This window comes from Pseudomonas germanica (genome assembly GCF_019614655.1).
GTDB lineage: Bacteria > Pseudomonadota > Gammaproteobacteria > Pseudomonadales > Pseudomonadaceae > Aquipseudomonas > Aquipseudomonas neuropathica.
This window is the reverse complement of record NZ_CP071586.1, coordinates 4022979-4047287: the sequence shown is the minus strand read 5'-3', so window position 1 is coordinate 4047287 and position 24309 is coordinate 4022979. Positions and strand designations below refer to the sequence as shown.

Annotated in this window: 24 protein-coding genes; 8 read left to right on the top strand and 16 right to left on the bottom strand. The window is 59.2% G+C overall.

All coding sequences use genetic code 11. The annotated features are described in order from the left end of the window. Nucleotides 1-109: 109 nt before the first annotated feature. The 3 genes from J0G10_RS17850 to J0G10_RS17840 form a co-directional block, all read right to left on the bottom strand. Nucleotides 110-1648 (bottom strand): cryptochrome/photolyase family protein, encoded by a 1539-nt coding sequence (locus J0G10_RS17850; protein WP_220556371.1) that lies wholly within the window; start codon nt 1646-1648, stop codon nt 110-112. Nucleotides 1649-1928: 280 nt separating this feature from the next. Then, entirely contained in the window at nt 1929-3053 is a 1125-nt protein-coding gene (locus tag J0G10_RS17845; protein ID WP_220556370.1) for an alkene reductase, read from the bottom strand. Nucleotides 3054-3156: 103 nt separating this feature from the next. After that, on the bottom strand, nt 3157-3834 hold the full coding sequence (locus J0G10_RS17840; protein WP_220556369.1) for a type 1 glutamine amidotransferase domain-containing protein: 678 nt from the start codon (nt 3832-3834) through the stop codon (nt 3157-3159). 212 nt (nt 3835-4046) lie between these two features. On the opposite strand from J0G10_RS17840, the gene J0G10_RS17835 reads away from it, so the two are divergent. From J0G10_RS17835 to ycaC, 3 genes are all read left to right on the top strand, one after another. Further along, nucleotides 4047-4631 carry a TetR/AcrR family transcriptional regulator gene (locus J0G10_RS17835; protein WP_220556368.1) on the top strand — a complete coding sequence of 195 codons (585 nt, stop codon included), beginning with the start codon at nt 4047-4049 and terminating at the stop codon, nt 4629-4631. A 164-nt stretch (nt 4632-4795) separates the two neighbouring features. Further along, nucleotides 4796-6922 (top strand): TonB-dependent siderophore receptor, encoded by a 2127-nt coding sequence (locus J0G10_RS17830; RefSeq protein ID WP_220556367.1) that lies wholly within the window; start codon nt 4796-4798, stop codon nt 6920-6922. 790 nt (nt 6923-7712) lie between these two features. Beyond that, entirely contained in the window at nt 7713-8345 is a 633-nt protein-coding gene (gene ycaC, locus J0G10_RS17825) for an isochorismate family cysteine hydrolase YcaC (protein ID WP_007916011.1), read from the top strand. Nucleotides 8346-8444: 99 nt separating this feature from the next. Here ycaC and J0G10_RS17820 read toward each other — a convergent pair whose 3' ends face one another. The 6 genes from J0G10_RS17820 to J0G10_RS17795 form a co-directional block, all read right to left on the bottom strand. Continuing rightward, nucleotides 8445-9182 (bottom strand): Fic family protein, encoded by a 738-nt coding sequence (locus J0G10_RS17820; RefSeq protein WP_095126628.1) that lies wholly within the window; start codon nt 9180-9182, stop codon nt 8445-8447. Beyond that, nucleotides 9179-9442, bottom strand: a complete 264-nt coding sequence (locus tag J0G10_RS17815; protein WP_095126629.1) for a hypothetical protein — start codon at nt 9440-9442, stop codon at nt 9179-9181. The genes J0G10_RS17820 and J0G10_RS17815 overlap by 4 nt, the downstream gene beginning before the upstream one ends. Nucleotides 9443-9583: 141 nt before the next feature. Further along, nucleotides 9584-10507, bottom strand: a complete 924-nt coding sequence (locus J0G10_RS17810) for a LysR family transcriptional regulator (RefSeq protein WP_220556366.1) — start codon at nt 10505-10507, stop codon at nt 9584-9586. A gap of 93 nt (nt 10508-10600) precedes the next feature. Next, complete coding sequence (locus J0G10_RS17805; protein WP_095047870.1) at nt 10601-11311, bottom strand: SDR family NAD(P)-dependent oxidoreductase; 711 nt, start codon at nt 11309-11311, stop codon at nt 10601-10603. A gap of 49 nt (nt 11312-11360) precedes the next feature. Continuing rightward, a complete protein-coding gene (locus tag J0G10_RS17800; protein WP_095047869.1) occupies nt 11361-12017 on the bottom strand; it encodes a DsbA family oxidoreductase in 657 nt (218 codons plus the stop codon). Then, nucleotides 12014-12229, bottom strand: coding sequence for a tautomerase family protein (locus tag J0G10_RS17795; protein WP_095126632.1), 216 nt, complete (start codon nt 12227-12229; stop codon nt 12014-12016). The genes J0G10_RS17800 and J0G10_RS17795 overlap by 4 nt, the downstream gene beginning before the upstream one ends. Before the next feature lie 434 nt (nt 12230-12663). Here J0G10_RS17795 and J0G10_RS17790 point away from each other — a divergent pair, with 434 nt between their 5' ends. From J0G10_RS17790 to J0G10_RS17775, 4 genes are all read left to right on the top strand, one after another. Then, the gene (locus J0G10_RS17790; RefSeq protein WP_008084998.1) at nt 12664-13179 is read left to right on the top strand and encodes an Hcp family type VI secretion system effector; all 516 of its coding nucleotides are present in this window, start codon (nt 12664-12666) and stop codon (nt 13177-13179) included. Between the two features lie 126 nt (nt 13180-13305). After that, nucleotides 13306-14142 (top strand): type VI secretion system tip protein TssI/VgrG, encoded by an 837-nt coding sequence (tssI, locus tag J0G10_RS17785; protein ID WP_281062436.1) that lies wholly within the window; start codon nt 13306-13308, stop codon nt 14140-14142. A gap of 181 nt (nt 14143-14323) precedes the next feature. After that, nucleotides 14324-14665 carry an immunity protein Imm33 domain-containing protein gene (locus J0G10_RS17780; RefSeq protein ID WP_095047867.1) on the top strand — a complete coding sequence of 114 codons (342 nt, stop codon included), beginning with the start codon at nt 14324-14326 and terminating at the stop codon, nt 14663-14665. A 92-nt stretch (nt 14666-14757) separates the two neighbouring features. Further along, nucleotides 14758-15021, top strand: coding sequence for a PAAR domain-containing protein (locus tag J0G10_RS17775; RefSeq protein WP_011333757.1), 264 nt, complete (start codon nt 14758-14760; stop codon nt 15019-15021). A 351-nt stretch (nt 15022-15372) separates the two neighbouring features. On the opposite strand, the gene J0G10_RS17770 is transcribed toward J0G10_RS17775, so the two are convergent. Next, nucleotides 15373-16068, bottom strand: a complete 696-nt coding sequence (locus J0G10_RS17770; RefSeq protein ID WP_281062960.1) for a tRNA (adenine(22)-N(1))-methyltransferase — start codon at nt 16066-16068, stop codon at nt 15373-15375. Nucleotides 16069-16191: 123 nt separating this feature from the next. Next, entirely contained in the window at nt 16192-17241 is a 1050-nt protein-coding gene (locus J0G10_RS17765) for an NAD(P)-dependent alcohol dehydrogenase (RefSeq protein WP_093431666.1), read from the bottom strand. A gap of 188 nt (nt 17242-17429) precedes the next feature. Here J0G10_RS17765 and J0G10_RS17760 point away from each other — a divergent pair, with 188 nt between their 5' ends. Then, a complete protein-coding gene (locus J0G10_RS17760; protein ID WP_095047864.1) occupies nt 17430-18356 on the top strand; it encodes a Gfo/Idh/MocA family protein in 927 nt (308 codons plus the stop codon). Between the two features lie 79 nt (nt 18357-18435). Here the strand turns inward: J0G10_RS17760 and J0G10_RS17755 are convergent, their stop codons facing one another. The 5 genes from J0G10_RS17755 to J0G10_RS17735 all read right to left on the bottom strand — a co-directional run bounded on the left by J0G10_RS17755 (nt 18436) and on the right by J0G10_RS17735 (nt 24257). Further along, entirely contained in the window at nt 18436-19374 is a 939-nt protein-coding gene (locus J0G10_RS17755; protein WP_095126633.1) for an AraC family transcriptional regulator, read from the bottom strand. A gap of 11 nt (nt 19375-19385) precedes the next feature. After that, nucleotides 19386-20219: an oxidoreductase gene (locus J0G10_RS17750; protein WP_095126639.1), complete on the bottom strand. Its 834-nt coding sequence runs from the start codon at nt 20217-20219 to the stop codon at nt 19386-19388. Between the two features lie 173 nt (nt 20220-20392). Continuing rightward, nucleotides 20393-21655: an NAD(P)/FAD-dependent oxidoreductase gene (locus J0G10_RS17745; RefSeq protein WP_095047861.1), complete on the bottom strand. Its 1263-nt coding sequence runs from the start codon at nt 21653-21655 to the stop codon at nt 20393-20395. Further along, on the bottom strand, nt 21645-23237 hold the full coding sequence (locus J0G10_RS17740) for an aldehyde dehydrogenase (NADP(+)) (protein WP_220556365.1): 1593 nt from the start codon (nt 23235-23237) through the stop codon (nt 21645-21647). The genes J0G10_RS17745 and J0G10_RS17740 overlap by 11 nt, the downstream gene beginning before the upstream one ends. Before the next feature lie 72 nt (nt 23238-23309). After that, nucleotides 23310-24257 (bottom strand): dihydrodipicolinate synthase family protein, encoded by a 948-nt coding sequence (locus tag J0G10_RS17735; protein WP_007916052.1) that lies wholly within the window; start codon nt 24255-24257, stop codon nt 23310-23312. Nucleotides 24258-24309: the final 52 nt, after the last annotated feature.

The window sequence follows — 24309 nt, the reverse complement described above, 5'->3', positions numbered from 1 at the left end:
TTCAATAGGCGTGTTTCAAGCGAACACCCAGGTTGCTTCGTAAGCTTTGTGAGCCATTGACCCGGGGCGCCCTGTTTAAGTTGCACGCGGGGCACGGGCGCGTGCGTTTTCATAACAAGTCGCCGTTATCCAGCGTGTCGAGCAACTGTTGGCCGCGTTGCCACAGTGCCTGTTGTTTGGCTGGCGGCATGCGGTCGAGGTTTTTGTACATCATCGCCATGCGCTGATTGCCCCGTAGAAGGTCGGCGTGGCGCATCAGGAAATGCCAGTACAGGGCGTTGAACGGGCAGGCGTTGTCGGCCGTGGTTTCGCGCACCGAGTAAGCACAGTCGCGACAGTAGTCGGACATCCGGTTGATGTACTGGCCGCTGGCGCAATAAGGCTTGGAACCGAGGTAACCGCCATCGGCGTGCATGACCATGCCGAGGGTGTTAGGCAGTTCGACCCAATCGAACGCGTCCATGTAAATCGCCAGATACCATTCACAGATCTGCTTCGGCGCGATGCCGGCGAGCAGGGCGAAATTGCCAGTGACCATCAGGCGCTGGATGTGATGGGCGTAGGCGTGTTTGAGGCTTTGGCCGATGGCCTGGCGCATGCAATTCATTTTGGTTGCAGCGGTCCAGTAGAACTCCGGCAATGGCCGCTGGTTGGCAAATGCATTGCCTTCGGCGTACTCGGGCATGTGCAGCCAGTAAACGCCTCGGACATATTCGCGCCAGCCGATCAGTTGGCGGATGAAACCTTCGGCAGCATTCAGCGCGATGCTGCCGGACCAATAGGCCGACTCCACATCAGCGCAGAGCTGGCGCAGGTCGAGCAGGCCAATGTTCAGCGCCGCGCTGATGCGCGCATGGAACAGAAACGGCTCGTCGCTGGCCATGGCGTCCTGATAGTCGCCGAAGCCGGCCAGGGCGTAGTCGAGAAAGTACGCCCAGAGCGCCTGGGCATCGGCGTGCGTCACCGGATAGTTGAAGTCCTCCAGACTGCCGTAATGACTGGCGAAACGGTGTTTTACCAAGGCGAGGACTTCGACGGTGATTGCATCGTTGGCAAAACCGGCCGGGTAGGGTGCCTTGACGGTTTTCGGCAAAGCTTTGCGATTCTCGGCGTCAAAGTTCCACGCGCCGCCGACCGGCGTGCCGTCACCGTTGAGCAACAGGCGACTTTTGCGGCGCATCTCGCGGTAGAAGAACTCCATGCGCAACTGTTTTTTGCCTGCGGCCCAAGCGCGAAACTCATCGCGGCTGCACAGGAAGCGGCCATCCGCGTGCCAGTGGATCGGCACACCACATGCTTTGAGCGATTGCTCCAGACGCCAGTCTCCGCACTCCGTCACGTGCAACTCGCTGGCCTGCAACAAAGTCTGCCAGCGCTTCAGCTCGCCGGGCACCGAACCGCTGTTCTGCGGGTCGTCGAGGGCCACGTAATGCACCTGGATGCCCTGTTTCTCCAGCGCCTGAGCAAAGTGACGCATGGCACTGAAAATCAGCGCGATCTTCTGCGGGTGATGGGCGACATGGGTGGCTTCTTCCATAACCTCGACCATCAGCACACGGTCGTGTTCGCTATCCAGACCGGCCAATGACGCCAGATCAAACGATAACTGGTCACCCAATACCAGGCACAGCCGACGGGTTTTGTTCATTTCACGAATTCAGCGTAAGGGCAGCAGGCTGCCGCGTGGACGTTTAAGTGCTAAGTCCAGATAGTTGTACAGATTGTAGTCTGTGTATAGGTTTTTGTGCGGTGAATATTCACATCCCCCCTGTGGGAGCGAGCCTGCTCGCGAAGGCGTCGTCACATTCAACATTGTGAGTGACTGACACGCCGCTTTCGCGAGCAGGCTCGCTCCCACAAGGGCTTTCACTGCGACTCGGATGAACGCTCCCGCTGTTGCGGGAGCGCTTGACGCCGCGTGGAAAGGGTTAGCCGGGATAAACGGGGTAATCCACATAGCCCTCGGCGGTGCCGCCATACACCGTCGCCGGGTTCAGCGCGTTCAACGGCCAGTCATTGGCAATCCGCGCCGGCAGATCGGGGTTGGCCATGAACGGGCGGCCGAAAGCGACGAAGTCTGCCAGTCCGGAATCGAGCAGTTGCGCCCCGGATTCGGCGGTATAGCGCCCGGCGTAAATGATCGCGCCGCTGAAGGTTGCGCGCACGGCCTGACGAAACGTCAACGGCATCGCCGGGGCGTTGTCCCAATCGGCTTCGGCGATCGACAGATAGGCGATGCCCACGTCCTGCAGCACTTTGATCGCTTCGATGTAAGTCGTGTGCGGGTCTTCCTCGACCATGCCCAAATAGGTCCGCGCTTCATCAGTGGTGGTGAACAGCGGGGCGAAGCGCACGCCGACTTTTTCCTTGCCGATGCATTCGGCAACACCGGCCACCACTTCGCGCAGAAAACGCAGGCGATTGTCCAGCGAGCCGCCGTACTGATCGGTGCGCAGATTGCTGTGGGCCGAGATGAACTGGTTGACCAGATAACCGTTGGCGCAGTGCAATTCGATGCCATCGAAACCCGCGTCCATGGCGTTGCGCGCAGCCTGGATATACAGCTGCACCAGTTCTTGAACTTCATCAGTGCTCAGTGCGCGAGGTGCCGACGGGGTGACCAGTTCACCGGCACCGGGCGTGGTTTCGATAAACACGCTGACGCGGTCGGTGGCCACGGCGGAGGCTGAAACCGGAGCTGCGCCGTCGGGCTGCAACGCGGTGTGCGAGACACGGCCAACGTGCCACAACTGGGCGAAAATCACCCCGTCCACGGCATGCACGGCGTCGGTGACTTTGCGCCAACCGGCGATTTGCTCAGGCGTATGAATGCCCGGCGTCCACGCATAACCCTGGCCACGAGGTTCGATTTGTGTGCCTTCGGTGACCAGCAAACCGGCGCCGGCGCGCTGTCGGTAATACTCGGCCATCAGCTCGTTGGCGATATTGCCCGGTTGCGTGCTGCGCTGACGGGTGAGGGGCGGCAGGACGATACGGTTTTTCAGGATGTGATGACCCAGTTTGGCGGGGGTGAAGAAACTGCTGTGGTTCATGAATGACCTTGCTCGTGGTTTATTAGACCAGTCGTCTATAGGCTGGGCGAAAAAATAACGCCGGGCAACACGCACCCGGCGTTTGGAAGGGTTGTTCGAGGTTTTAGCCGAGCATCTTCAGCAGTTTCTCGGCGACGGCGGCGGAACTGGCCGGATTCTGGCCAGTGACCAGTTGCCCGTCGGCGACCACATGAACCTGCCAGTCAGCGACTTTCGAGTAATAACCGCCGAGACGCTGGAACTCGTCTTCGATCAGGAACGGCACCACGTCCGTCAGGCCGACTGCCTCTTCTTCGGCGTTGGTGAAACCGGTGACCTGGCGATGCTGCACCAGCGGTTTGCCGTCAGCGGTAAGGACATGACGCAATACACCCGGTGCATGGCAGACAAAACCGTGGGGTTTGTTGGCGCGGTCAAACGCTTCGATCAACGCGATCGACTGCTTGTCTTCGGCCAGATCCCACAGCGGGCCATGGCCACCCGGGTAAAACACGGCATCAAAGTCATCAGCGTTGACGTCGGCCAAGCGGCCGGTGTTGGCCAGTGCCTGTTGTGCGGCCGGGTCCTGGCGGAAGCGATCGGTCTCGGCGGTTTGAGCATCAGGCTCATCGCTTTTCGGGTCGAGCGGCGGCTGGCCACCGGCTGGCGAAACCAGGGTGACGTCGGCGCCGGCGTCCTTGAAGGCGTAGTAGGGCGCGGCGAATTCTTCCAGCCAGAAGCCGGTTTTCTTGCCGGTGTCGCCGAGTTGATCGTGGGAAGTCAAAACCATCAAGATTTTCATAGAGCACCTTGCGTAGGTTGGGCGTCTTCGATTGGGCGAAACATTCGCGCATCGGCCACACCGGTCAGAAAACGTTTGTCGGGGCGCAGCATAGATTCCAATTAGACCAGTCGTCTAGTAATTTTTTATCCTGCGGTTTTTCATCGACAGGTATGGCAAACTTCCGTTCCTCCAAATATACGACTGGTCTATTGCCTGGTAATTCGCGCCCAATGAAACCGACCTACGACGACACCCGCCAACACTTGCTCGACACCGGCCACCGGATGATGGCCGAAAAGGGCTTCACCAGTGTCGGCCTCAACGAAATCCTGCAAACCGCCGGTGTGCCCAAGGGCTCGTTCTATCACTACTTCAAATCCAAAGAGTTGTACGGTCAGGCGTTGCTGGCGGATTACTTCGTCGGCTATCTCGCCGACATGGAACGGCGCCTGACGCTGCCGGGGCTGAGCGCCTATGAGCGGCTGATGGATTACTGGCAGGGCTGGCAGAACCGCTGCACCCTCGAAGGCCACGGAGATGAGTGTCTGGTGGTGAAACTCAGTGCCGAAGTCGCCGACCTGTCGGAGTCGATGCGCCTGACCTTGCGCGATGGCGCCGAGCAAGTGGTGGCGCGCATCACTCTGTGCATCGAGCAGGGCCAGGCCGAAAACAGCCTGCCCGCAGGCGACGCCCGGCATCTGGCGGAAACCCTTTATCAGCTGTGGTTGGGCGCCAGTTTGCTGAACAAATTGCAGCGTACCGGGCAGTCGCTGCAGACCTCGATGGCGATGACGAAACAACTATTGCACGTTTGACCAAGGTTTTTGTGCGACGCAATGGGTGACCTACCTGTCGGCACTCGATCGGTTAGATATACGAATGGGAATAAGTTTCAATAACGGAACGCTTGGTATACCATCGCCGCGTTTTGCTGGCGGTTTTACCCTTCGTTCTGGCCTATTCGTAAGGTTTTCATTTCATGCGTCGTACTCTGCTTTCAATTTGCGTGCTGCAGGCGTTGTCCCCTTCCTCATGGGCCGAACAGGCCGATTCAACACCCGCAGCGCTAGAGCTGGAGGCGACCGACGTGGTCGGTACAGCGGATTACGAACGGGCTGACGGCCCGGTGCAGGGTTACCGCGCCACACGTTCTGCCAGTGCCACCCGTACCGACACCTCGATCCATGAAACCCCGCAATCGATCAGCGTGGTCACCAAGGATGCTGTCGAAGACCTCGGCGCCACGCGTCTGCAAGATGCGCTGGACTATGCCGGCGGCGTCGGCCGGGCGAACAATTTTGGCGGGCAGGGCCTGACGACGTTCACCGTGCGCGGTTTCACCACCGGCGAGTTCTACCGCAACGGCTTCCCGATCAATCGCGGCTACCCGAACATGCCCGATGCCAACACCATCGAGCGTCTGGAAGTTCTGCGCGGGCCGGCGACGATGCTCTACGGCCGTGGCGATCCCGGCGGCACCTTCAACGTTGTGTCCAAGCAGCCGTTGGCCGAGCGCACGGTCACGTTGGGCAGTCAGTTGAATGATCAAGGCATGAAGCGCGGCACCCTGGACGCCTCCGGCCCGCTGGATGAAGAGGGGCGCCTGGCCTATCGACTCAACGTGGTGGGTGAGGGCGGCGATACCTTCCGCGATCACGTCGAGACCGAGCGCTACGGCATCACGCCAGTGCTGACCTGGCAGGCCAGCGATGCCACCCGGGTGATCTTCGAGGGTGATTTCATGCGCAACAATCATCCGCTGGATCGCGGCGTGACGCGTTACGCCAAGCAGATCGGCACCGCCTCGCGTGACACGTTTTTCGGCGAAAAAGACGCCGGCAAATTGCACAACGACAACAACATGGCGCAACTGCGTTTCGATCATCTGCTCAATGATGACTGGACGCTGGGCGGTGGTTTCCAGTGGCTCGACGGTTCGCTTGAGGGCAATGCGATCGAGGCCAACGGCATTGCCGATGACGGTCGAACCCTGGGGCGCAACTTCAACTACCGCAAACTGGAATGGACCGACAAGGACACCCAGCTCAATCTGACCGGGCATTTCAGCACTGGTGGTTTGCAGCACACCTTGTTGACCGGCATTGAGTATGAAGATTATGACTACAAGTCGATCATTCAGCGCTCCAGCGGCGCGGTCGGCGCCTACCCGATCGACATCTTCGATCCGGTCTACGGCCAGCCGCGTCCGGCACTGACGCGCACGCCAACCCACGACAAGGAAAACCTCAAGACTTACGCCGCGTTTGTACAGGATCAGGTCGCGTTGACCGAGCGTCTGAAGGTCTTGGCCGGCGCACGTTTTGAGCGTTTCGAGCACGACTATGAAACCTATGTGCCGGGCGGCAAAAACTGGCAGGCCAGTGACAATGCGGTGACTCCACGCCTCGGCGTGACCTACGACCTGACCGAGACCCTGGCGATCTATGCCGACACGGCGCGCTCGTTCAAGCCCAATACCGGCGCGAGTCGTACGGGCGGAGGCTTCGCACCGGAGAAGGGCAAGTCCTACGAAATGGGCATCAAGTGGGAAGCGCTGGACCATCAGTTGAGCGTGGATGCGGCGATCTACCAGATCGAAAAACGCAATGTGCTGACCACTGACCCGGTTGACTCGACCTTCAACGTCGCCGCCGGAGAAGTGCGCAGCCGTGGTTTCGACCTGAACGTCGCCGGCAACCTGACACCCGAATGGCGGGTGATCGGCGGCTACGCCTACGTCGATGCCGAGGTGACCAAAGACAACGTGATCCGATCTGGCACGCGCCTGATGAACATTCCGCAGAACAGCTTCAGCCTGCTCAACGTCTACGAGTTTCAGGACGGTGCGCTAAAAGGCCTGGGCCTGGGCACCGGACTCAAGTACGTCGACCAGCGTGCCGGGCAAACCGCCAATACCGCGTTCTCGATGGACAGTTACACCGTTGTCGACCTGCTCGGCTTCTACAAGGTCAACGAGAAAGTGCGGCTCAACCTTGACCTGAAAAACCTGTTTGACCGCGATTATGAAGAGGGCGCGTTCGGTAACGTCTACGCCTATCCAGGTTCACCAAGAACCGTGCAGGTGGGGATTTCCTACACCTTGTAAGCCGAGCTCGACGCTGCAACGGCAGCCCCTCACCCCAGCCCTCTCCCGGAGGGAGAGGGAGCCGACCGAGGCGTCTTGCGTTACGCATCGACCTGAAAGATCGCGTCGATTACGCGGGCATCGGCAATGCTTGGCGGTATTGGATTCACCGGCGCTATTGCACATGGCGTTCATCGGCAATATCCCCCAATCGGTCCCCTCTCCTCGGGGAGAGGGAGCCGACCGAGGTGTCTTGCGTTATGCATCGACCTGAAAGATCGCGTCGATTACGCGGGCATCGGCAATGCTTGGCGGTATTGGATTCACCGGCGCTATTGCACATCGGCGTTCATCGCCCATATCCCCCAATCGGTCACCTCTCCTCGGGGAGAGGGAGCTGACCGAGGCGTCTTGCGTTACGCATCGAACTGACAGGTCGCGTCGATTACGCGGGCATCGGCGATGCTTGGCGGTATTGAATTCACCGGCGCTATTGCACGTCGGCGTTCATCGCCAATATCCCCCAATCGGTCCCCTCTCCTGAGGGAGAGGGCTAGGGTGAGGGCGGCTGCTTCGGCACATGCCCGTTAGTGAGCGGGTGCTCGAACGCAGGATGCACGCGGCGCGCAATTTCCTGCTCAACAGCACGCGCTCGGTGGGCGAGGTGGCGCGATTGTGGTCGCTAGAGATTGTCCTTTTTGAGTTGACGGATAAACGCTTTTCAGCCGATTTATCCCGTTCCTGTGCGTCAGTAATCTGTACCCAACTTGAACGCAACAACAACTTCAAAAACTCAAAAGGGAAGCAAATCATGACCACTCCAACCTACAACCGCCTCAACAAAGACGACGCCATCGTGCTGCTGGTTGACCACCAGACCGGCCTGATTTCCCTGGTGCAGGACTTCTCGCCAAACGAGTTCAAGAACAACGTGCTGGCCCTGGCGGATCTGGCCAAGTTCTTCGAACTGCCAACCATCCTCACCACCAGTTTCGAACAAGGCCCGAACGGCCCGCTGGTACCGGAGTTGAAAGAGATGTTCCCGGACGCGCCGTACATCGCTCGTCCAGGTCAGATCAACGCCTGGGACAACGAAGACTTCGTCAAGGCGATCAAAGCCACTGGCCGCAAGCAGATCATCATTGCCGGTGTGGTAACGGATGTGTGTGTAGCGTTCCCGACCTTGTCGGCGCTGGCGGAAGGGTTCGACGTGTTTGTGGTAACTGATGCTTCCGGCACCTTCAACACCACTGTGCAACAAGCCGCGTGGAGCCGCATGACCCAGGCCGGTGCGCAGATGATGAACTGGTTCTCGGTGGCCTGTGAGCTGCACCGCGACTGGCGCAACGATATTGAAGGCTTGGGTAATCTGCTGTCGCAGCGGATTCCCAACTACCGCAACCTGATGAACAGCTACTCGGCGCTCACCGCTCAGCAGAAGTAAGCCTGCGCGATCCAAACGAAAGCCTGCCCTGAAAAGCAGGCTTTTGTCATTGTTAAGTCAAACCCCGGAATTCAACCGCGACACCACGGAGAGCGCGGATTATTCAAGAGAAGTTGCTCGATACGTTTTATAAAGTCGCTGGACCTCCGGATCATCCAGGCTTTCATACGTAATCCCTTCCTTGTCGAGTCCGTCCAGACCCTTTATCCCGCCAATCATTGCTGGCCATTCATCGCGGCTGGAGATATCGACGACGAAGGGGGTCAGATAACCATCCAAATGGCCTTTGAAAGGGTCTCGAATCTCGTCGGCGAGTGCTCGCAAGTAGTCGTCTTTATTGGTTCTCGACCAGTCGATAGCGAACCGGGTCCGATAGCACAACTCCATGTAGATGAGCAGGATTGTGCGGCCATTGCCATCCAAAAACGGGTGGGCGGACGCCAACTGGCCCATTACTTCGCCGGGGCGCTGACGAAAACGTTTTTTGTTTGCTGCGAGTTCAAAGGCGTATTCCACGGATCTTTTGATCAGGTCAGGACGTTCGAATATCGTGTGATGCGGATCATCTTTCGACCCTTTGAATACTGCGAGGTGGGGGACCAGTTCATTTCTGTCTTTTCCTGCCCACGGATAAAAACCGGAGAACAGGATTTCGTGGGTCTTGAGGACCGCTTTGTAGTCGATGGGTTTTTGCTTGGCGAGATAGGCAAGGGCATCTTCGATACTGGCTTCGAAGGAGAGATGCTCGGACTCTTTGACTTCAAGAGGGTCTTTCAGTTTGAGCGAGTTTTGAAGATAACCTTCAGTCTCGAAATCGCCGAAGGGGTCAAAAGTCATGCGCTAAGCTGCCTCTTGCAACGCCTTTTCTCTTGGAGGTAGCGTCCTTGAAGGGCCATGATTTCTGCTTTGTTGAGAACACCTTTACGTTTGAGATTGACGAGCAATTGCTCAATCCCATCCAGCTCGACAGCATCGCCTGCCAGACGAGTAATGGTCGCGGCCATGCAGCTCATGCTGTCACGCTCAGCGGTAACCTTATGCTTTTGGGCGAGTTTGCGGACTTCGCTCGCAACGCCGCCAGTGGCTGAACCCGTCATATGAACCCCTCGTTTTCTCTTCCGAAGCATAGCATGGCGCCGGCCCTGTAAATTTTCCAGCAGCGCCCGGCTGTCAGCGCGAACAAGTCCTTTTCCGGTTGATGGCGAACGCCTTTCAACCGATTTAACCCTTGTACCGCGTTACGCCTGCGCCCACTCATCACGAAACTGCAGCAGAAAATCGACAAAAGCCCTGACCCGTTGCGGCACATAGCGGCCATGCGGGTAGAGCAAGGTGTAAGGTCGCGAGCGGCCGGCGTACGGCTCGAGCACCTCGACGAGGCTGCCGTCGGCCAGTTCTTTTTCGACAATGAATTTGTAGGTCTGAAAGACCCCGGCGCCATGCTTGGCCAGGGTCACGCCACCGAGCACATCATCAGAACAGGAGTAGCCGCCGTCGGAATACACTTCACGGTCGTGGCCGTTTTCCTCGAACAGCCAGGAGATCCGCCGTCCGCTGCTCGGCAGTTCGAACTGAATGCATTCGTGTTGCACCAGGTCTTCCAGCGTCTGCGGTGTGCCAGCCTTTTTCAGATAGTCGGGAGACGCGACCACCACCAGTTTTGCATCCTCCAACAGGCGCGCGACCATGGTCGAGTCCGGTTGGGCGCGGACGCGGATCGCCAGATCGTAGCCTTCGCCGACAAAGTCGATATTGCGGTTGCCCAAGTGGATGTCGACGGTGACGTCAGGGTAGAGCGCACGGAATTTCGGCAGCAGCGGCAGGATGCGGTGATGGCCGTAAGTGGTGGGAAGGCTGATGCGCAACAGCCCTGAGGGTGACGACTGTGCGCCCATGACTTCTTGTTGCGCCTCGACCAATTGCGTTAGCGCCTGGCTGCACTGGAGAAAAAAGTTTCTACCGGCCTCGGTCAAGCGAATGCTGCGCGTGGTGCGGGCAAACAAGCGTGAACCCAATCTTTTTTCGAGGCGAAGAATTGACCGGCTCACGGCGGCCGGAGTTACACCGGCGAGCTGCGCGGCGGCGGTGAAACTGCCGGCTTCAGCGGCGAGGCAAAACAGTTCGATACTGCCCAATTGCAAGTCATCAAAATGGCGCTTCATGTGAGTACACCGAGGATCAACTGACGGTTCATTCTCAGGCTTATCTCATGAAGCGGCACCGCCGGTACACACCGACGGCGCTGCGGGGAGGTATCAATGGCCAGCGCTTTGACCACCATCGACATGGAGGATTTCGCCAGTGACGAAGTTCGCGCCGTCCAGGTACAGGATCGCCTGCACGATGTCATCGATCTCGCCCATATGCCCAACCGGGTGCAGGCTGCCGAGGGCGGCGTGGGTTTCTTCGCCGTGCATCGGCGTTTTGATGATGCCCGGTGATACCGCGTTGACCCGAATACCACGCTTGGCGTACTCGATGGCCAGAGACTTGGTCGCCGCGTTGATGCCACCCTTGGTCAGCGAAGCGAGCACCGACGGTACGCCGTCAATCGCGTGGTCGACCAGGCTGGTGGTGACGCTGACGATATGGCCGCTGGCGTTTTTCTCCATTTCGGCAATTGCCAGTTGCGAGATATGGAAGAAGCCGCTCATGTTGGTCGCCACGACCTGTGCGTAGTCTTCTTTGCTGTATTCGGTGAAGGGTTTGGCGACGAAGATCCCGGCGTTGTTGACCAGCGTATCGATACGGCCGAAATGTGCGACGGCTTCACGGATCACGCGCTCGGCGGTCTGCGGGTCGGCGATGTCACCGGCGACGGCGAGAATGTCCGGGTCAGTGGACGGTTTGATCGAGCGGGATGTCGCGACAACCTGATAGCCGCGCTCACGGAATCCCTTGACCAGGCCTGCGCCAATGCCTTGCGAGGCGCCGGTAATCACTACAACTTTCTTGGACGTGCTCATGATGTTTCCTCATGCAATCTGGATGGTTTGAATAAACGGATTTCGAAGGTCAGGCGTGAGCCGCAACCTGTGCTGCCTGACGTAACGCTTGCTCGTAATAAGCGACGGACTGGGAACCGGGGATGACCTGTTTGTCATCAAGAACCATGGCCGGAACCGAATCGATGCCGCGTTGCTGATAAAACCGTTCGAGTTCGCGCACTGCTTGGCTGAACTCAGCGGTGGCCAGAAGCTCTTGCGCACGCTGGCCATCGAGTCCGACTGCGCCTGCCAGTGTCACCAGCGTGGCGTGGTCATTCGGGTTCTTGCCGTCAGTGAAGTAGGCCTTGAGCAGCGCCTGCTTCAACTCACGCTGACGTCCTTGTGTGGCGGCCCAGAACAGCAGTCGATGGGCGTCGAAGGTGTTGTGGAAATGGCTGCGTTTTTCCAGGTCGAAGTGAAAACCGATCTGCTCGCCGCGTTCGATGATCATCGCGTTACGGTCCGCCACTTGCTCAGCGCTGCGCCCGTATTTGCGCATCATGTGCTCGATGGCGTGTTCACCTTCGGCGGGCATGTCGGGGTTCAGTTCGAACGGTTTGTAGGTCAGCTCCACGTCGACTTCGCCTGCCAGGTTGCGGATCGCTTGCTCCAGAGCGGTGGCGCCCAACGCGCACCAAGGGCAAACGACATCCGAGACGAAATCGATTTTCACGGCCCGGCTCATGACTGCGAGTCCGACAGCTGCTGGCGATACTCGGTGGTGGTGATGCCGGCATAACCCCAGTTATCGGTGTCGACTTCTTCGATCACGATGTGGGTGAGTTTCGGATCCTTGTGCAGCACCCGCTGCATCGTTTCGGTGATTTCCTTGATGACCTGGGCTTTCTGCTCCCGGGTCACGCCGTCACGGGTGATACGTACGCTGATGAAAGGCATTTGGGGTATCTCCAGTCGCTGGCCCGTCGGAGTGATGGGCGGCTGTTGGAGAGGACTTTAAGAGGCAGGCGGGAATTGATAAATGGGGCTTGAGGTACATCATTTGTGATGTGGTGTATCAAATGGCTGCGTGCGGTGAAGTGCGCAAGAAGTTGCGCAGTACCTGGCCTGTTTTCATCCGGGAAAGTCTGTGCAGGCCTTATGAACCGGGGCTTTCAGCCAAGTGCGCAACTTCTTGCACACCACTGCGCAAAAAGTTGCGCACTTTTATTTGTTTAATCTCGTTTATTCAAAGGTCGGCGTACGGGTCGTTTGTTTAAGGCGCTGAAGAATAATGGTTTTGTGATAGCTGGCATGGAGTTTGACAGCTCAAGCCTGCCCGGACAGGCAATGGTGCCTGTCCGGTTGTGTGTTTTAAGCAAGGAGAGCATCCCATGGCAACACCAGCGTACATGTCGGTTACCGGCGAAAAACAAGGTCTGATCACTGCCGGCGCGTTCACCGCCGATTCCGTTGGCAACACCTTTCAGGAAGGTCATGAAGACCAGGTCATGGTGCAGGCTTTCACCCACGACGTGATCATCCCGCGTGACCCACAGTCCGGTCAGCCAACCGGTCAGCGCGTGCACAAGCCAGTGGTCATCACCAAGGTCTACGACAAGGCTTCGCCTCTGCTGCAAGCTGCGCTGACTTCCGGCGAGCGCATGAGCGAAATCGTTATCCAGTGGTACCGCACTTCGGCGCAAGGCACCCAAGAGCACTACTACACCACCAAACTGGAAGACGCGATCATCGTCGCCATCAACAACAAAATGCACAACTGCCAGGATCCAGGCAACGCGCATTTCACCCACCTGGAAGAAGTGCAGTTCACCTACCGCAAAATCACCTGGACCCACGAAGTTTCCGGTACTTCGGGTTCCGATGACTGGCGTGCTCCAGTCGTTTAATCGCGGCTGATGGTTGTACCGCCCCGGCTGGCATCGCTGGTCGGGGCGCACTCACTTTTAAAGAATTTATCGCGTCAGATTCTTGCAATCTGAGGCGCGTCGCAGCACTGCGCGAGGGACAAGGGAATGTTCTCACCGGCCAACCAGCCTCATTTCAATCTGACCGTCGATGGCGTCGACAGCGATTTCCAAGTGCTGTCGTTTACCGGTCGTGAGGCACTCAACACGCCATTCGAATTCGAGCTGGAACTGGTCAGCGAAAAGGCCTCGATCAACCTCGAAAGCGTGCTGCACAAACTGGCGTTTCTTCAGCTGTCGCCAACTGGCACTGGCATTCACGGGCTGGTCTACAGCATTGCCCAGGGCGAGGCGGGCAAGCGCCTGACCCGCTACAAGATTTCCCTGCGCCCGCAACTGGCGTACCTCACGCACCGGGTCAATCAGCGCATCTTCCAGCAGATGACCGTGCAGCAGATCATCAGCCAGGTGCTGGAAGAACACGGCATCCTCGCCAGCGATTACCACTTCCAGCTCAGCGCGATTTACCCCGAGCGTATTTACTGCGTGCAGTACGACGAGTCGGACCTGGATTTCATCCAGCGCCTGTGTGAAGAGGAGGGCATTCACTACCACTTCCAGCACACGTCCAGCGGCCACAAACTGACCTTCGGCGATGACCAGACAGTGTTCCCGAAACTCGCGCCAGTGGCCTATCAGCAGGACTCCGGACTGGTCGCCGACAAACCGGTGGTCAAACGTTTCGGCCTGCGTCTGGCCACCCGCACCAGCCGCACCACGCGTCGCGATTACGACTTCGTCAAACCGAAGATCGAGCTGGAAAGCGATGCCAAAACCTGGCATTACAAAGCCTTACGCTCGAAGTTCGGCGTGTGGGCCTACTACGGCGCAAACCGCCTCGGTACAGGGCCTACCTTGTGTGGTGTGTGGAACCGTGGCGCCTAAAATGGTTGCTGATCACAAAGATGCCTTGGTGGTGGAGTATTATCGAACGGGCACTAACGATGTGACGCATCAGTCCTCGTTGTTGGCTGTGCAGTCACACTGCCCCGTCTGCTCAAAAAAACAGGGTGGGCATGCATCATCGTATTCAAAATGTATGAAAACCAAGCTGGGGATCTGATTTATGCAAAAGGCTGACGCTGTTTATCCGGACCAGGCGCAAACAGAAATCTGTAGCAAGTATGGAATGCCTGTGCAACCGCCCGAAGAGATGGTCGCGATCGCTATTGACTCGCTTGGCAAGTCGCCGATTTATGGCACAAGAGTTCAATTGCCGGAAGACGGCAATATCAGCTGGTTTATTCACTGTGGTGAGTTCTCTGACGCGGATGACTTCTACAAGCCTGTCCATGTTCACCACCTGAGTGAAATGTTGCCTCAGGTTGTGAATTATCTTTGTCTGCCCACTGGCGCAAAATTCATCATCGATACAGCCGACTATGAAGATGTCTGGATGGCTGAGTAAGGAGTATTGAAGCCGGTTCACCACCGGTTTCGCGTTTGATTGATCCCGTGGATCAATTGGAATATCAGCGGCTTGGTCAAAGGAGTGACAACATGAAAGACGCCATTCGCTTGGGCGACTCCACCACTCACGGTGGCAAGGTCCTCGAAGCCTTCTCCCGGACTGACCTCAATGGCAAGCCGATTGCCGGTGTCGGTCACAAGGTCAGTTGCCCGTTGTGCAAAGGGATATTCCCGATTGCCGAGGGCAGCAGCACCTACACCGTCGATGGCACGCCCATCGCGCTCGATGGCATGAAAACCGCCTGTGGCGCTGCGCTGATTGCCAGTGGCCCGAAGGGTGCGGTCGTCAGCTGAGTGCTGTAATGCCGCTGACGGAGAGCCAGCGGCGTGGCGTTTGACCTTAGTGAAGAAATGTAATTTGAATGCAGTGGGCGGTAGCGGCTGCGGAGGAAGGCAATGACGTCAGGGTTTTCAAGCGAACTCAGAACTCTCTCCGCCAGAGATTTACAACGTTATCCCTCAACTGTAATTCAAGGGAGGGCAGCATCACGTCACCGTCACACTTGGACTCCCGTTCAAGTGTGACGGTGACAAAAGCAAAGCCCAGGGACGAAAGGGCGAAGTGTTGACGTGAGGTCAATACCAGAATCTGGAAGCGAGCCTGCCCGCGGAATTGGCGCATGCGCACCTGCCGGCCACGGCTTCTCAAGCCAGCAACTGCGCGATCCATTCAGCCTGTCGCGTGATCTCTCGTACCTTCGCCTCGGGCAAAGCCTGCTGCGCCCGGGCGAACTGACCGAGGGTCTTTTGCTTTTCGTTCAGTATGCGTTGCCACTTGGCCAGAAACTCCGGACTGCGTGCCTGCATCTGTAGCGGGCCGAAGTACAGTTCTTGACCGGTGTAGGTCACTGGTTCAGCGCGTTCGGCCACGATGATTTCGTAGTCGAAGCGGTTCTCCCGCAGCAGCTCTTCGCTGAGGATGCGGTAGCCGTTTTCCATCAGCCATTGGCGCAACGGTTGCTCGCCGCCGTTGGGTTGCAGGATCAGACGTTCCTCGCCGCTGAGGTGGGCCTTGCCGTTGTCGAGGATGTCACGGATGGTTTCACCGCCCATGCCGCAGATGCTGACGGCGGTGATGCCGTCGTCGGGTTTGATCGCCGCCAGACCATCCGCCCGGCGCACGCTGATGCGCTGCTGCAGATCATTCTCGCGCACGGTGCGTTCAGCCGCGTGGAACGGCGTCGCCGCAACCTCGCCAGCCACCGCCGCAGTGATCAAACCACGACGCATCAGCGCCACCGGCAGATAGCCGTGATCCGAGCCGATATCCGCCAGTCGCGCACCGGCAGGTACGTGGGCAGCCACCCGCTCGAGGCGCATGGACAATGTCTGTTCGTTCAACGGCAACCCCTTGATGGCAGGCAAAGGGGTGCGACTCTGGCGAGCAACGCCGGGCCTGTCAAATCCCGGCGACGGAATTCAATGGCCCATTGGCCGCGCTTAATGGCCAATGGGCGCTGAGGTTTAGCCGGCCAACGTTGCGTTATCGATCACGAAACGATACTTCACGTCACCCTTGAGCATGCGCTCGTAGGCGTCGTTGATCTGGTCGGCGCGGATCAGTTCGATGTCGGAAACGATGCCGTGCTCGGCGCAGAAATCCAGCATCTCCTGGGTTTCCGGGATGCCGCCGATCATCGAACCGGCAATCGTGCGGCGCTTCATGATCAGATTGAACACGTTCGGCGAAGGGTGCGAGGTGGCCGGCGCACCCACCAGCGTCAACGCACCATCTCGCTTGAGCAGCACGAGGAATGCATCGAGATCGTGCGGCGCGGCGACTGTGTTGAGGATCAAGTCGAAACTCTTGGCGTGGGCGGCCATTTCTTCGGCATTGCGCGACACCACCACTTCATCGGCACCCAGCGCTTTGGCCGCTTCGCGTTTGGATTCGGAGGTGGTGAACGCCACAACGTGGGCGCCCAGGGCGTGGGCCAGTTTGATGCCCATGTGGCCGAGGCCGCCGATGCCGACCACACCGACTTTTTTGCCCGGGCCAGCGTTCCAGTGGCGCAACGGCGAGTAGGTGGTGATGCCGGCACACAGCAGCGGTGCGACGGCGGCCAGTTGCGCTTCGGGATGACGGATGCGCAGCACGTAGCGTTCATGCACGACGATGTTTTGCGAGTAGCCGCCCAGCGTCCAGCCCGGTGCATCCGGGGTCGGGAAGTTGTAGGTGCCGATCATGCCGTCGCAGTAGTTTTCCAGCCCGCTTTCGCAGTCATCGCAATGTTTGCAGCTGTCGACGATGCAACCGACGCCGACCAGATCACCGACCTTGAAATCCGCGACGTGCGCGCCGACAGCCGAAACACGACCGACAATTTCGTGCCCCGGTACGCACGGGAACTGCGTACCGGCCCATTCCGCCCGTACCTGGTGCAGGTCGGAATGGCAGATGCCACAGAACGCGATGTCGATCTGCACATCATGGGCGGCCGGCGCGCGGCGGTTGATCTGCATCGGCTCAAGGGGTTTGTCGCCAGCGTGGGCACCATAGGCTTGAACAAGCATGGGAACATCCTCAATCGGTTTGTCGTAAGGCATTGTTGCTTGTTCAGCGCTGCGGGCAGTAGTGCATTCCTGTGCAATCCTTGCCTGATCCTGTGCGTCGTTGTGACATTGCGCGGACAGACGCTTGTGGCGTTTGCAGGTAATCTCCCGGTTCACTGACGACAACAAAATCAAAACAGGAGTCATTGATGCAACCAATCCGTCTCGGTCTGGTGGGCTACGGCAAGATCGCCCAGGATCAACACGTCCCGGCGATCAACGCCAATCCCGCTTTCCACTTGGTCTCCGTCGCCACTCAAGGCAAACCCTGCGCGGGCGTGGAGAACTTCCAGTCCTTGAGCGAGTTGCTGGAAAACGGTCCGCCGGTGGATGCGATTGCCTTCTGCACGCCGCCGCAAGGTCGTTTTGCGCTGGTGCAGCAAGCACTGGCCGCCGGCAAACACGTGCTGGTGGAAAAACCGCCGTGCGCCACCTTGGGCGAGGCGCTGGCGCTGGTCGATCAGGCTGCCGGGCAGGGCGTCAGCGCCTTGTTTGCCTGGCACTCACGCTACGCGCCCGGCATCGAAGCTGCCCGCGACTGGCTCGCCTCGCGTACCCTGCAAAGCGTGCAGATCGACTGGAAAGAAGACGTGCGCAAATGGCACCCTGGTCAGGCCTGGATCTGGCAACCCGGCGGCCTCGGCGTATTCGATCCGGGCATCAATGCCTTGTCGATCGTCACTCATTTGCTGGCGCTGCCGTTGTTTGTCGAATCGGCTGAACTGCGCGTACCGAGCAACTGCCAGTCGCCAATTGCCGCGTCGATCAAAATGTCCGACCCGCGCCGCCTCGATGTGCGCGCGGAATTTGATTTTGACCATGGGCACGATGAGCTGTGGAGCATCGAGGTGCGTTGCGCTGAAGGCGTGTTGCGCCTGGATAACGGCGGCGCGCTGTTGAGCATCGACGGTGTGCGCCAAGCAGTGTCGGAGGAGGGTGAGTACGCAGCGGTGTATCGGCATTTTCAGCAGTTGATTGGCGACAAGGCCAGTGACCTGGATGTGCAGCCGTTGCGCTTGGTGGCGGACAGTTTTTTTGTCGGCAGTCGGGTGTTGGTTGAGGCGTTTTACGACTAGTGCACGTTCAGCGCTCACCGCTACACACAACGAAAAAAGCCTGCCCTGAAAAGCAGGCTTTTCGTTTGTGGCGTGACCGTCAATGCGACGAAACATACTCCGACGCTGTGGTCGGCAATGGCAGTGCATACGTTGCCTTCATCCATTCAATCTCTGCCTGTGGCGTCCTGCCGAAGAAGCGTTTGAACTCACGACTGAATTGCGAAGCACTTTCATAGCCAACGTTGAAGGCGGCTGCCGAGGCACTCATGGCCTGGCGCAACATCAACAGGCGCGCCTGATGCAAACGCGTCGACTTCAAATACTGCATGGGTGAGGTGTCGGTCACGCTGCGAAAGTGCAGGTGGAAGTTCGGCACGCTCATGCTCGCTTCATGGGCCAGTTGCTCGACGTCGAGTCGCTGCTGATAACAACTATGGATCTTGCGGATCGCACGGGTCACTTTGCCGAAATGTCCCTGTCGGTTGAGCGCGGCGCGCATGGAGCCACCTTGCTCACCGGTCAGGATGCGGTAATAGATTTCCCGCAACAGGGACGGCCCGAGGATTTGCGCTTCGCCGGCAACGCTCATCGCTTCCAGAAAACGCAGGGTGGTTGCCCGCAGTGAAGCGTCCATCGGCGAGGCATACATACCTTTGGGCGGGGCATCGCTTGGGCCATGCACGTCATCCACTTGCAGCATCAACTCGCTGGCCAACTGGAAATCGAGGTGCATGTAGATCGCGAGCATCGGCTCGGCCTCAGTGGCATCGGCCTCCATGGTGAAGGGGATCGGCACCGAGACCACCAGATAGTGCTGGGCGTCATAGACGTAGGTATCCTCTCCCAGATAGCCGCGTTTGCGGCCCTGGCAGAGAATCACGATGCCGGGGTCATACAGCACCGGGGTGCGCGTCAGGGGGCGATTCGAACGCAGGAAGCGCACGCCTTCGAGGGCGCTGAGATTGTAGCCTTCGATCGGTGCGAGGGCTTTCATGAGCTGCACCATGCGCGCGGTGCCTGCATCGACCTGCGTCATCACATCCTCTCTCAATGATCGGTGGACCGGCTCAGCGCTTCCCATTGGTCAATCTCGCTGGCTGCATTTTTCAGTTTGTCACGGACCAGACGCAAGGCGTCACTGCCCAATAGCAAGTGGGCCGGTGGTGTCGGGCTGGCGATGATCTGCAGCATCGCTTGGGCAGCCTTTTGCGGGTCGCCGAGTTGCTTGCCGCTTTTCTCTTCGCGGGCTTTGCGGATCGGATCGAAACTGGCGTCATAGTCGGCAATGCTGCGCGCGGTGCGTTGCATCGAACGGCCCGCCCAATCCGTGCGGAACGAACCCGGTGCGACGGCAGTGACGAAGATGTTGAACGGCTGCAGCTCCTTGCTCAGGGTATCGGAGATCCCTTCGAGCGCAAATTTGCTACCGCAGTAGTAAGCGATGCCCGGCATGGTAATGGTGCCACCCATGGAGGTGATATTGAGGATGTGCCCCGCACGACGCTGGCGAAAGAAGGGCAGAAACGCTTTGATCACCGCCACCGCGCCGAACACGTTGACGTCGAATTGACGATGCATGTCTTGCAGCGGTGATTCTTCGCAAATGCCTTCGTGGCCATATCCGGCGTTGTTGACCAAAACGTCGACGGGACCGTGAGTGGCTTCGACTTGCGCAACGACGCTGTCGATACGCTCGAAATCAGTGACGTCCAGCACCACCCCGTAAGCGTTGTCCGGGGACAGTGCCTGGAAGTTTTTCAGGTCGGTTTCATTGCGCACAGTGCCGATGACACGGTGGCCGTTGGCAATAGCTTCTTTGGCCAGCGCATGGCCGAAACCGCTGCTGACGCCGGTGATGAACAGGGTTTTAGCGTGAGTCATGTCGAGCTCCCATTGGGTCAGGTCTGAGTCCATGGTAGCGATCAGCAAACGGGGGTACCTATGCCGGTTTATCTTCGAGCATTGCCTATTCCTATCGGGCGCTCTTGATGTTGAAAAAAAACGGCGGCAACGCAGCTACGCTCGCTCACCGTCGAACTTGCAGATCAGTGCCGTCAGAAACGCGCCAACCTATAGGGCTCGCCACTCGGCAATGCCGTTGCCGGAAAGGCGGACAGGCCCGCCATTCGCACCACCATCTCCGCCGTCACCGCCGCCTGCGTCAGCCCCAGATGCTGATGCCCAAAAGCAAGCAACACCTTGCCCCCACACACCTGATCGATCACCGGTAATGAATCGGGCAATGACGGTCGAAAACCCATCCACGGCGTCGCTGCTTCAGCATTCAGATCCTGACGAAACAAACCCTGACTCAACCGGTGCAATTGCCACGCACGCTCCATGCTGGGTGGTTTCTCCAGTCCGGCGAATTCAACCGTGCCGGCCAGGCGCAACCCTTCGGACATCGGCGTCATGATGAATTTGCGCTCCAGCGAGGTCACGGGGAAGGGCAGTCGGTCATGTTCCTGCGGCAGCATCAGGTGATAGCCGCGCTCGGTGTCCAGTGGGACTTTTTTGCCGGTGAGGGCGGCGGTGAGTTTTGCTGAATGTGCGCCGCAGGCGATCAGGACGCGGCTTGCAGTCAGGCCGCCATTGCCAGTGGTCAGCGTAACCCCGTGCTCCTGCACGTAGCCGCCCTGAACCTGTTGCTGGACAAAACTCACGCCGCTGGCCTTGGCCGCTTCGACCAGTTCGCACACCACGCGGAAGGGATCGATAAAGTGCCCGGTGCGTGGAAAGAACAAACCGCCCTGGATCTGTTCACTGAGTTGCGGCGCGGTTTCGCGGATGGCGCCGGCCTGCCAGTAATCGACCGGTACCTGCTGCTGATGCAGGCGAGCCTGTAATGCCTGGATGGCCTGACGCGATTCGGGGCATTCGAACACCAGCAGCGAACCATCGATCTTCAGCAAGTCCGGCCTCTGGATGTCGGCGAGCAAGCGCTGCCAGGCGTCCAGGCTGTTTTCATTGAGCGCGCGCAAACCCGCCACGGTGTTCTGAAAAGGCGTCGGGCGCAGATTCAGCAGCAGGCGGGTGAACCATGGCAGGGCGCGCGGCAGGTATTTCCAGTCCAGACGCAACGGCCCCATCGGGTCCATCAGCATGGCCGGCAGGCGTTTGAGGATGGACACGTCGGCAATTGGAAACACCTGCTCGGTCGCCAGATGCCCGGCGTTGCCGAACGAGGCGCCGTGGCCGGGTTGCTGCTGATCGATCACGACCACGCGCAACCCTTGGCGAGCCAGACGCAGTGCGCAGGCGACGCCGATGATGCCGGCGCCGACCACGGCGATGTCGTGGGAGCCGTTATTCGCCATGGTGCTGGGCTTCCCTTTGGCAATCGAGCAGACGGCGCAATTGCAGCGGATTGGCCTGTTTCAGTGCAGTAGGCAGCAAGCTGTCCGGGAAGTCCTGATAGCAGACCGGGCGCAGGAAACGCAGGATCGCCGCGGTACCGACCGAAGTCGTGCGGGCGTTGGAGGTGGCCGGGAAAGGCCCGCCATGCACCATCGCGTCACACACCTCGACGCCGGTTGGCCAGCCGTTGACCAGCAACCGGCCGGCCTTGCGCTCCAACGTCGGCAGTAATGCACGCGCCTGTTGCAGGTCTTGGTCATCCAGATGCAGTGTCGCGGTCAATTGGCCCTCCAGATGTTCGGTCACCTGGCGAATTTCCGCTTCACTGCCGCATTGCACGATCAGCGCCGCCGCACCGAACGCTTCGGCTTGCAGGCGCTGATCGGCGAGAAAGTCTGCGGCTTCGGTCACGAATACATGGGCCTGGCATTGATTAGGGCCGTTGCCGCTCAAACCAACACCTGTGATGTTCGCACTGGCATTTTCGGCCAGCGCATTCACGGCAGACTCGTAAGCACTGAAGATGCCGGGTGTCAGCATCGTCTGCGCGGGGCTGCGTTGAATCAGCTCGGCGGTGGCGGCGATGAACTTGTCCAACGCGGGTCCTTTCAAGGCAATCACCAAGCCCGGATTGGTGCAAAACTGGCCCGCGCCCAATGTTAGCGAAGCCACAAACCCTTCAGCCAACGCCTGCGTGCGATTGCCCAGCGCCGCCGGAAACAGCAGCACCGGATTGATCGAACTCATTTCCGCGTACACCGGAATCGGCTCGGGCCGCGCTTGCGCCGCTTGCATCAGCGCCAGACCACCGCTACGCGAGCCGGTGAAACCCACTGCTTTAATCCGTGGATCCGTGACCAGCGCAATGCCCACTTCGCGGCCGGAACCGTACAGCAACGAGAACACGCCTTCCGGCAAACCACAGGTTTTTACCGCTCGAGCGACTGCGCGGCCGACCAGTTCGCTGGTGCCGGGATGCGCACTGTGGGCCTTGACGATCACTGGGCAACCGGCGGCCAGCGCCGATGCGGTGTCACCGCCGGCCACGGAGAACGCCAGGGGGAAATTGCTCGCGCCAAACACCGCGACCGGCCCCAGCGCGATCTGCCGTTGACGCAGATCGGCGCGCGGCAACGGCTGGCGTTGCGGCTGCGCGCTATCGACACGCACATCCAGCCATTCACCGGCGCGGACCGTGCGAGCGAACATTCTCAGTTGTTGGCAAGTACGCCCGCGTTCACCTAGCAGACGCGCGTGCGGCAGGCCGGTTTCGGCGTGGGCACGGTCGATCAGTTCATCTCCGAGGCCTTCGATTTCTTCGGCAATGCATTGCAGGAATTCAGCGCGGACATTCAGGGTTGTCTCGCGATAAACATCGAACGCTGCCCAGGCCAGCGCGCAGGCCTGTTCGACATGCTCGGCCGCTCCACCGGCGTACGCCGGTTCCAGCGTTTCATTCGTAGCCGGATTGATCCCGCGAATGGCGCTGCGATTGCCGGCAATCATGTGTTGCCCGATCAGCATGTGGCCCGTCAAAGTCATGGTGTCTTCCTGATAAAAAGAGGGAGGCCTGCCGCGAATCACAAGGCTTCGCGGCAGGTGAGGGGGACGTGATCAGGCGAAGTTCTGTTCCGCCGACCAGTTCTCGTACCAGTGACGGAACAGCGAATACTGCTTCTCGGCATACCGCCGCTGCGAGTCGCTCAACGCATCGGTTTCGTTGAAGTGCAGGGTGTATTCCTTGTCGCCGTTGAGCACCATCAGGTGTTTGTAATACAGCACCAGGTCGCAGCCTTCATCGAACGACGACAGCACCGCCAGCGCCGATTCCAGTTCCCGCGCCTGACGCCGGGCCTTGGCGTCACCTTTGGCCGCTTGCTTGCTCAGGGCGACCAGTTGCAGCACCTCGCGGGGCAGGGCGTTGCCGATGCCGGTGATGGCGCCGGTGGCGTTGCAGTTGACGAAACCGTGCACCACTTGCGTGTCGACACCGACCATCAGGGTCACGTCATCGTCCTTGGAGGTGATGTTTTCGGCGGCGTAACGCAGGTCGGCGCCACCGCCGAATTCCTTGAAGCCGATCAGGTTCGGGTACTCGCGGCGCAGTTCGAAGAACAGATCCGCGCGGGTGGCAAAGCCGTAGTAAGGGCTGTTGTAGATCACCGCCGGCAAATTTGGCGCCGCTTGCAGAATCGCGGCGAAATGGGCCTTTTGCGCGGTGACCGAAGCGCCGCGAGACAGCACGCGGGGAATCACCATCAAACCCTGCGCGCCGACTTTCGCCGCATGGGCCGCGTGGGAAACCGCTTCGCGTGAGTTCACCGCGCCAGTGCCCACGATCGTCGGAATACCCGCCGCGACCAGACGCGCCACGCCTTCCTGACGCTCGGCCTCGGTCAGCAGCGGCCAGTCGCCCATCGAACCGCAATAAACCACGGCGCTCATGCCGATGTCGATCAGCTCGCGACCCTTGGCCACCAGCGCGTCGAAGTCCGGTTTGCGCTGGGCGGTGCACGGTGTCATCAGGGCCGGCATGCAACCGGTGAAGATGTTGTCGCTCATTGTTTTAACTCCTTGGCACATCATTCAAATTGAGGTGAAAAGTCAGCGTGGC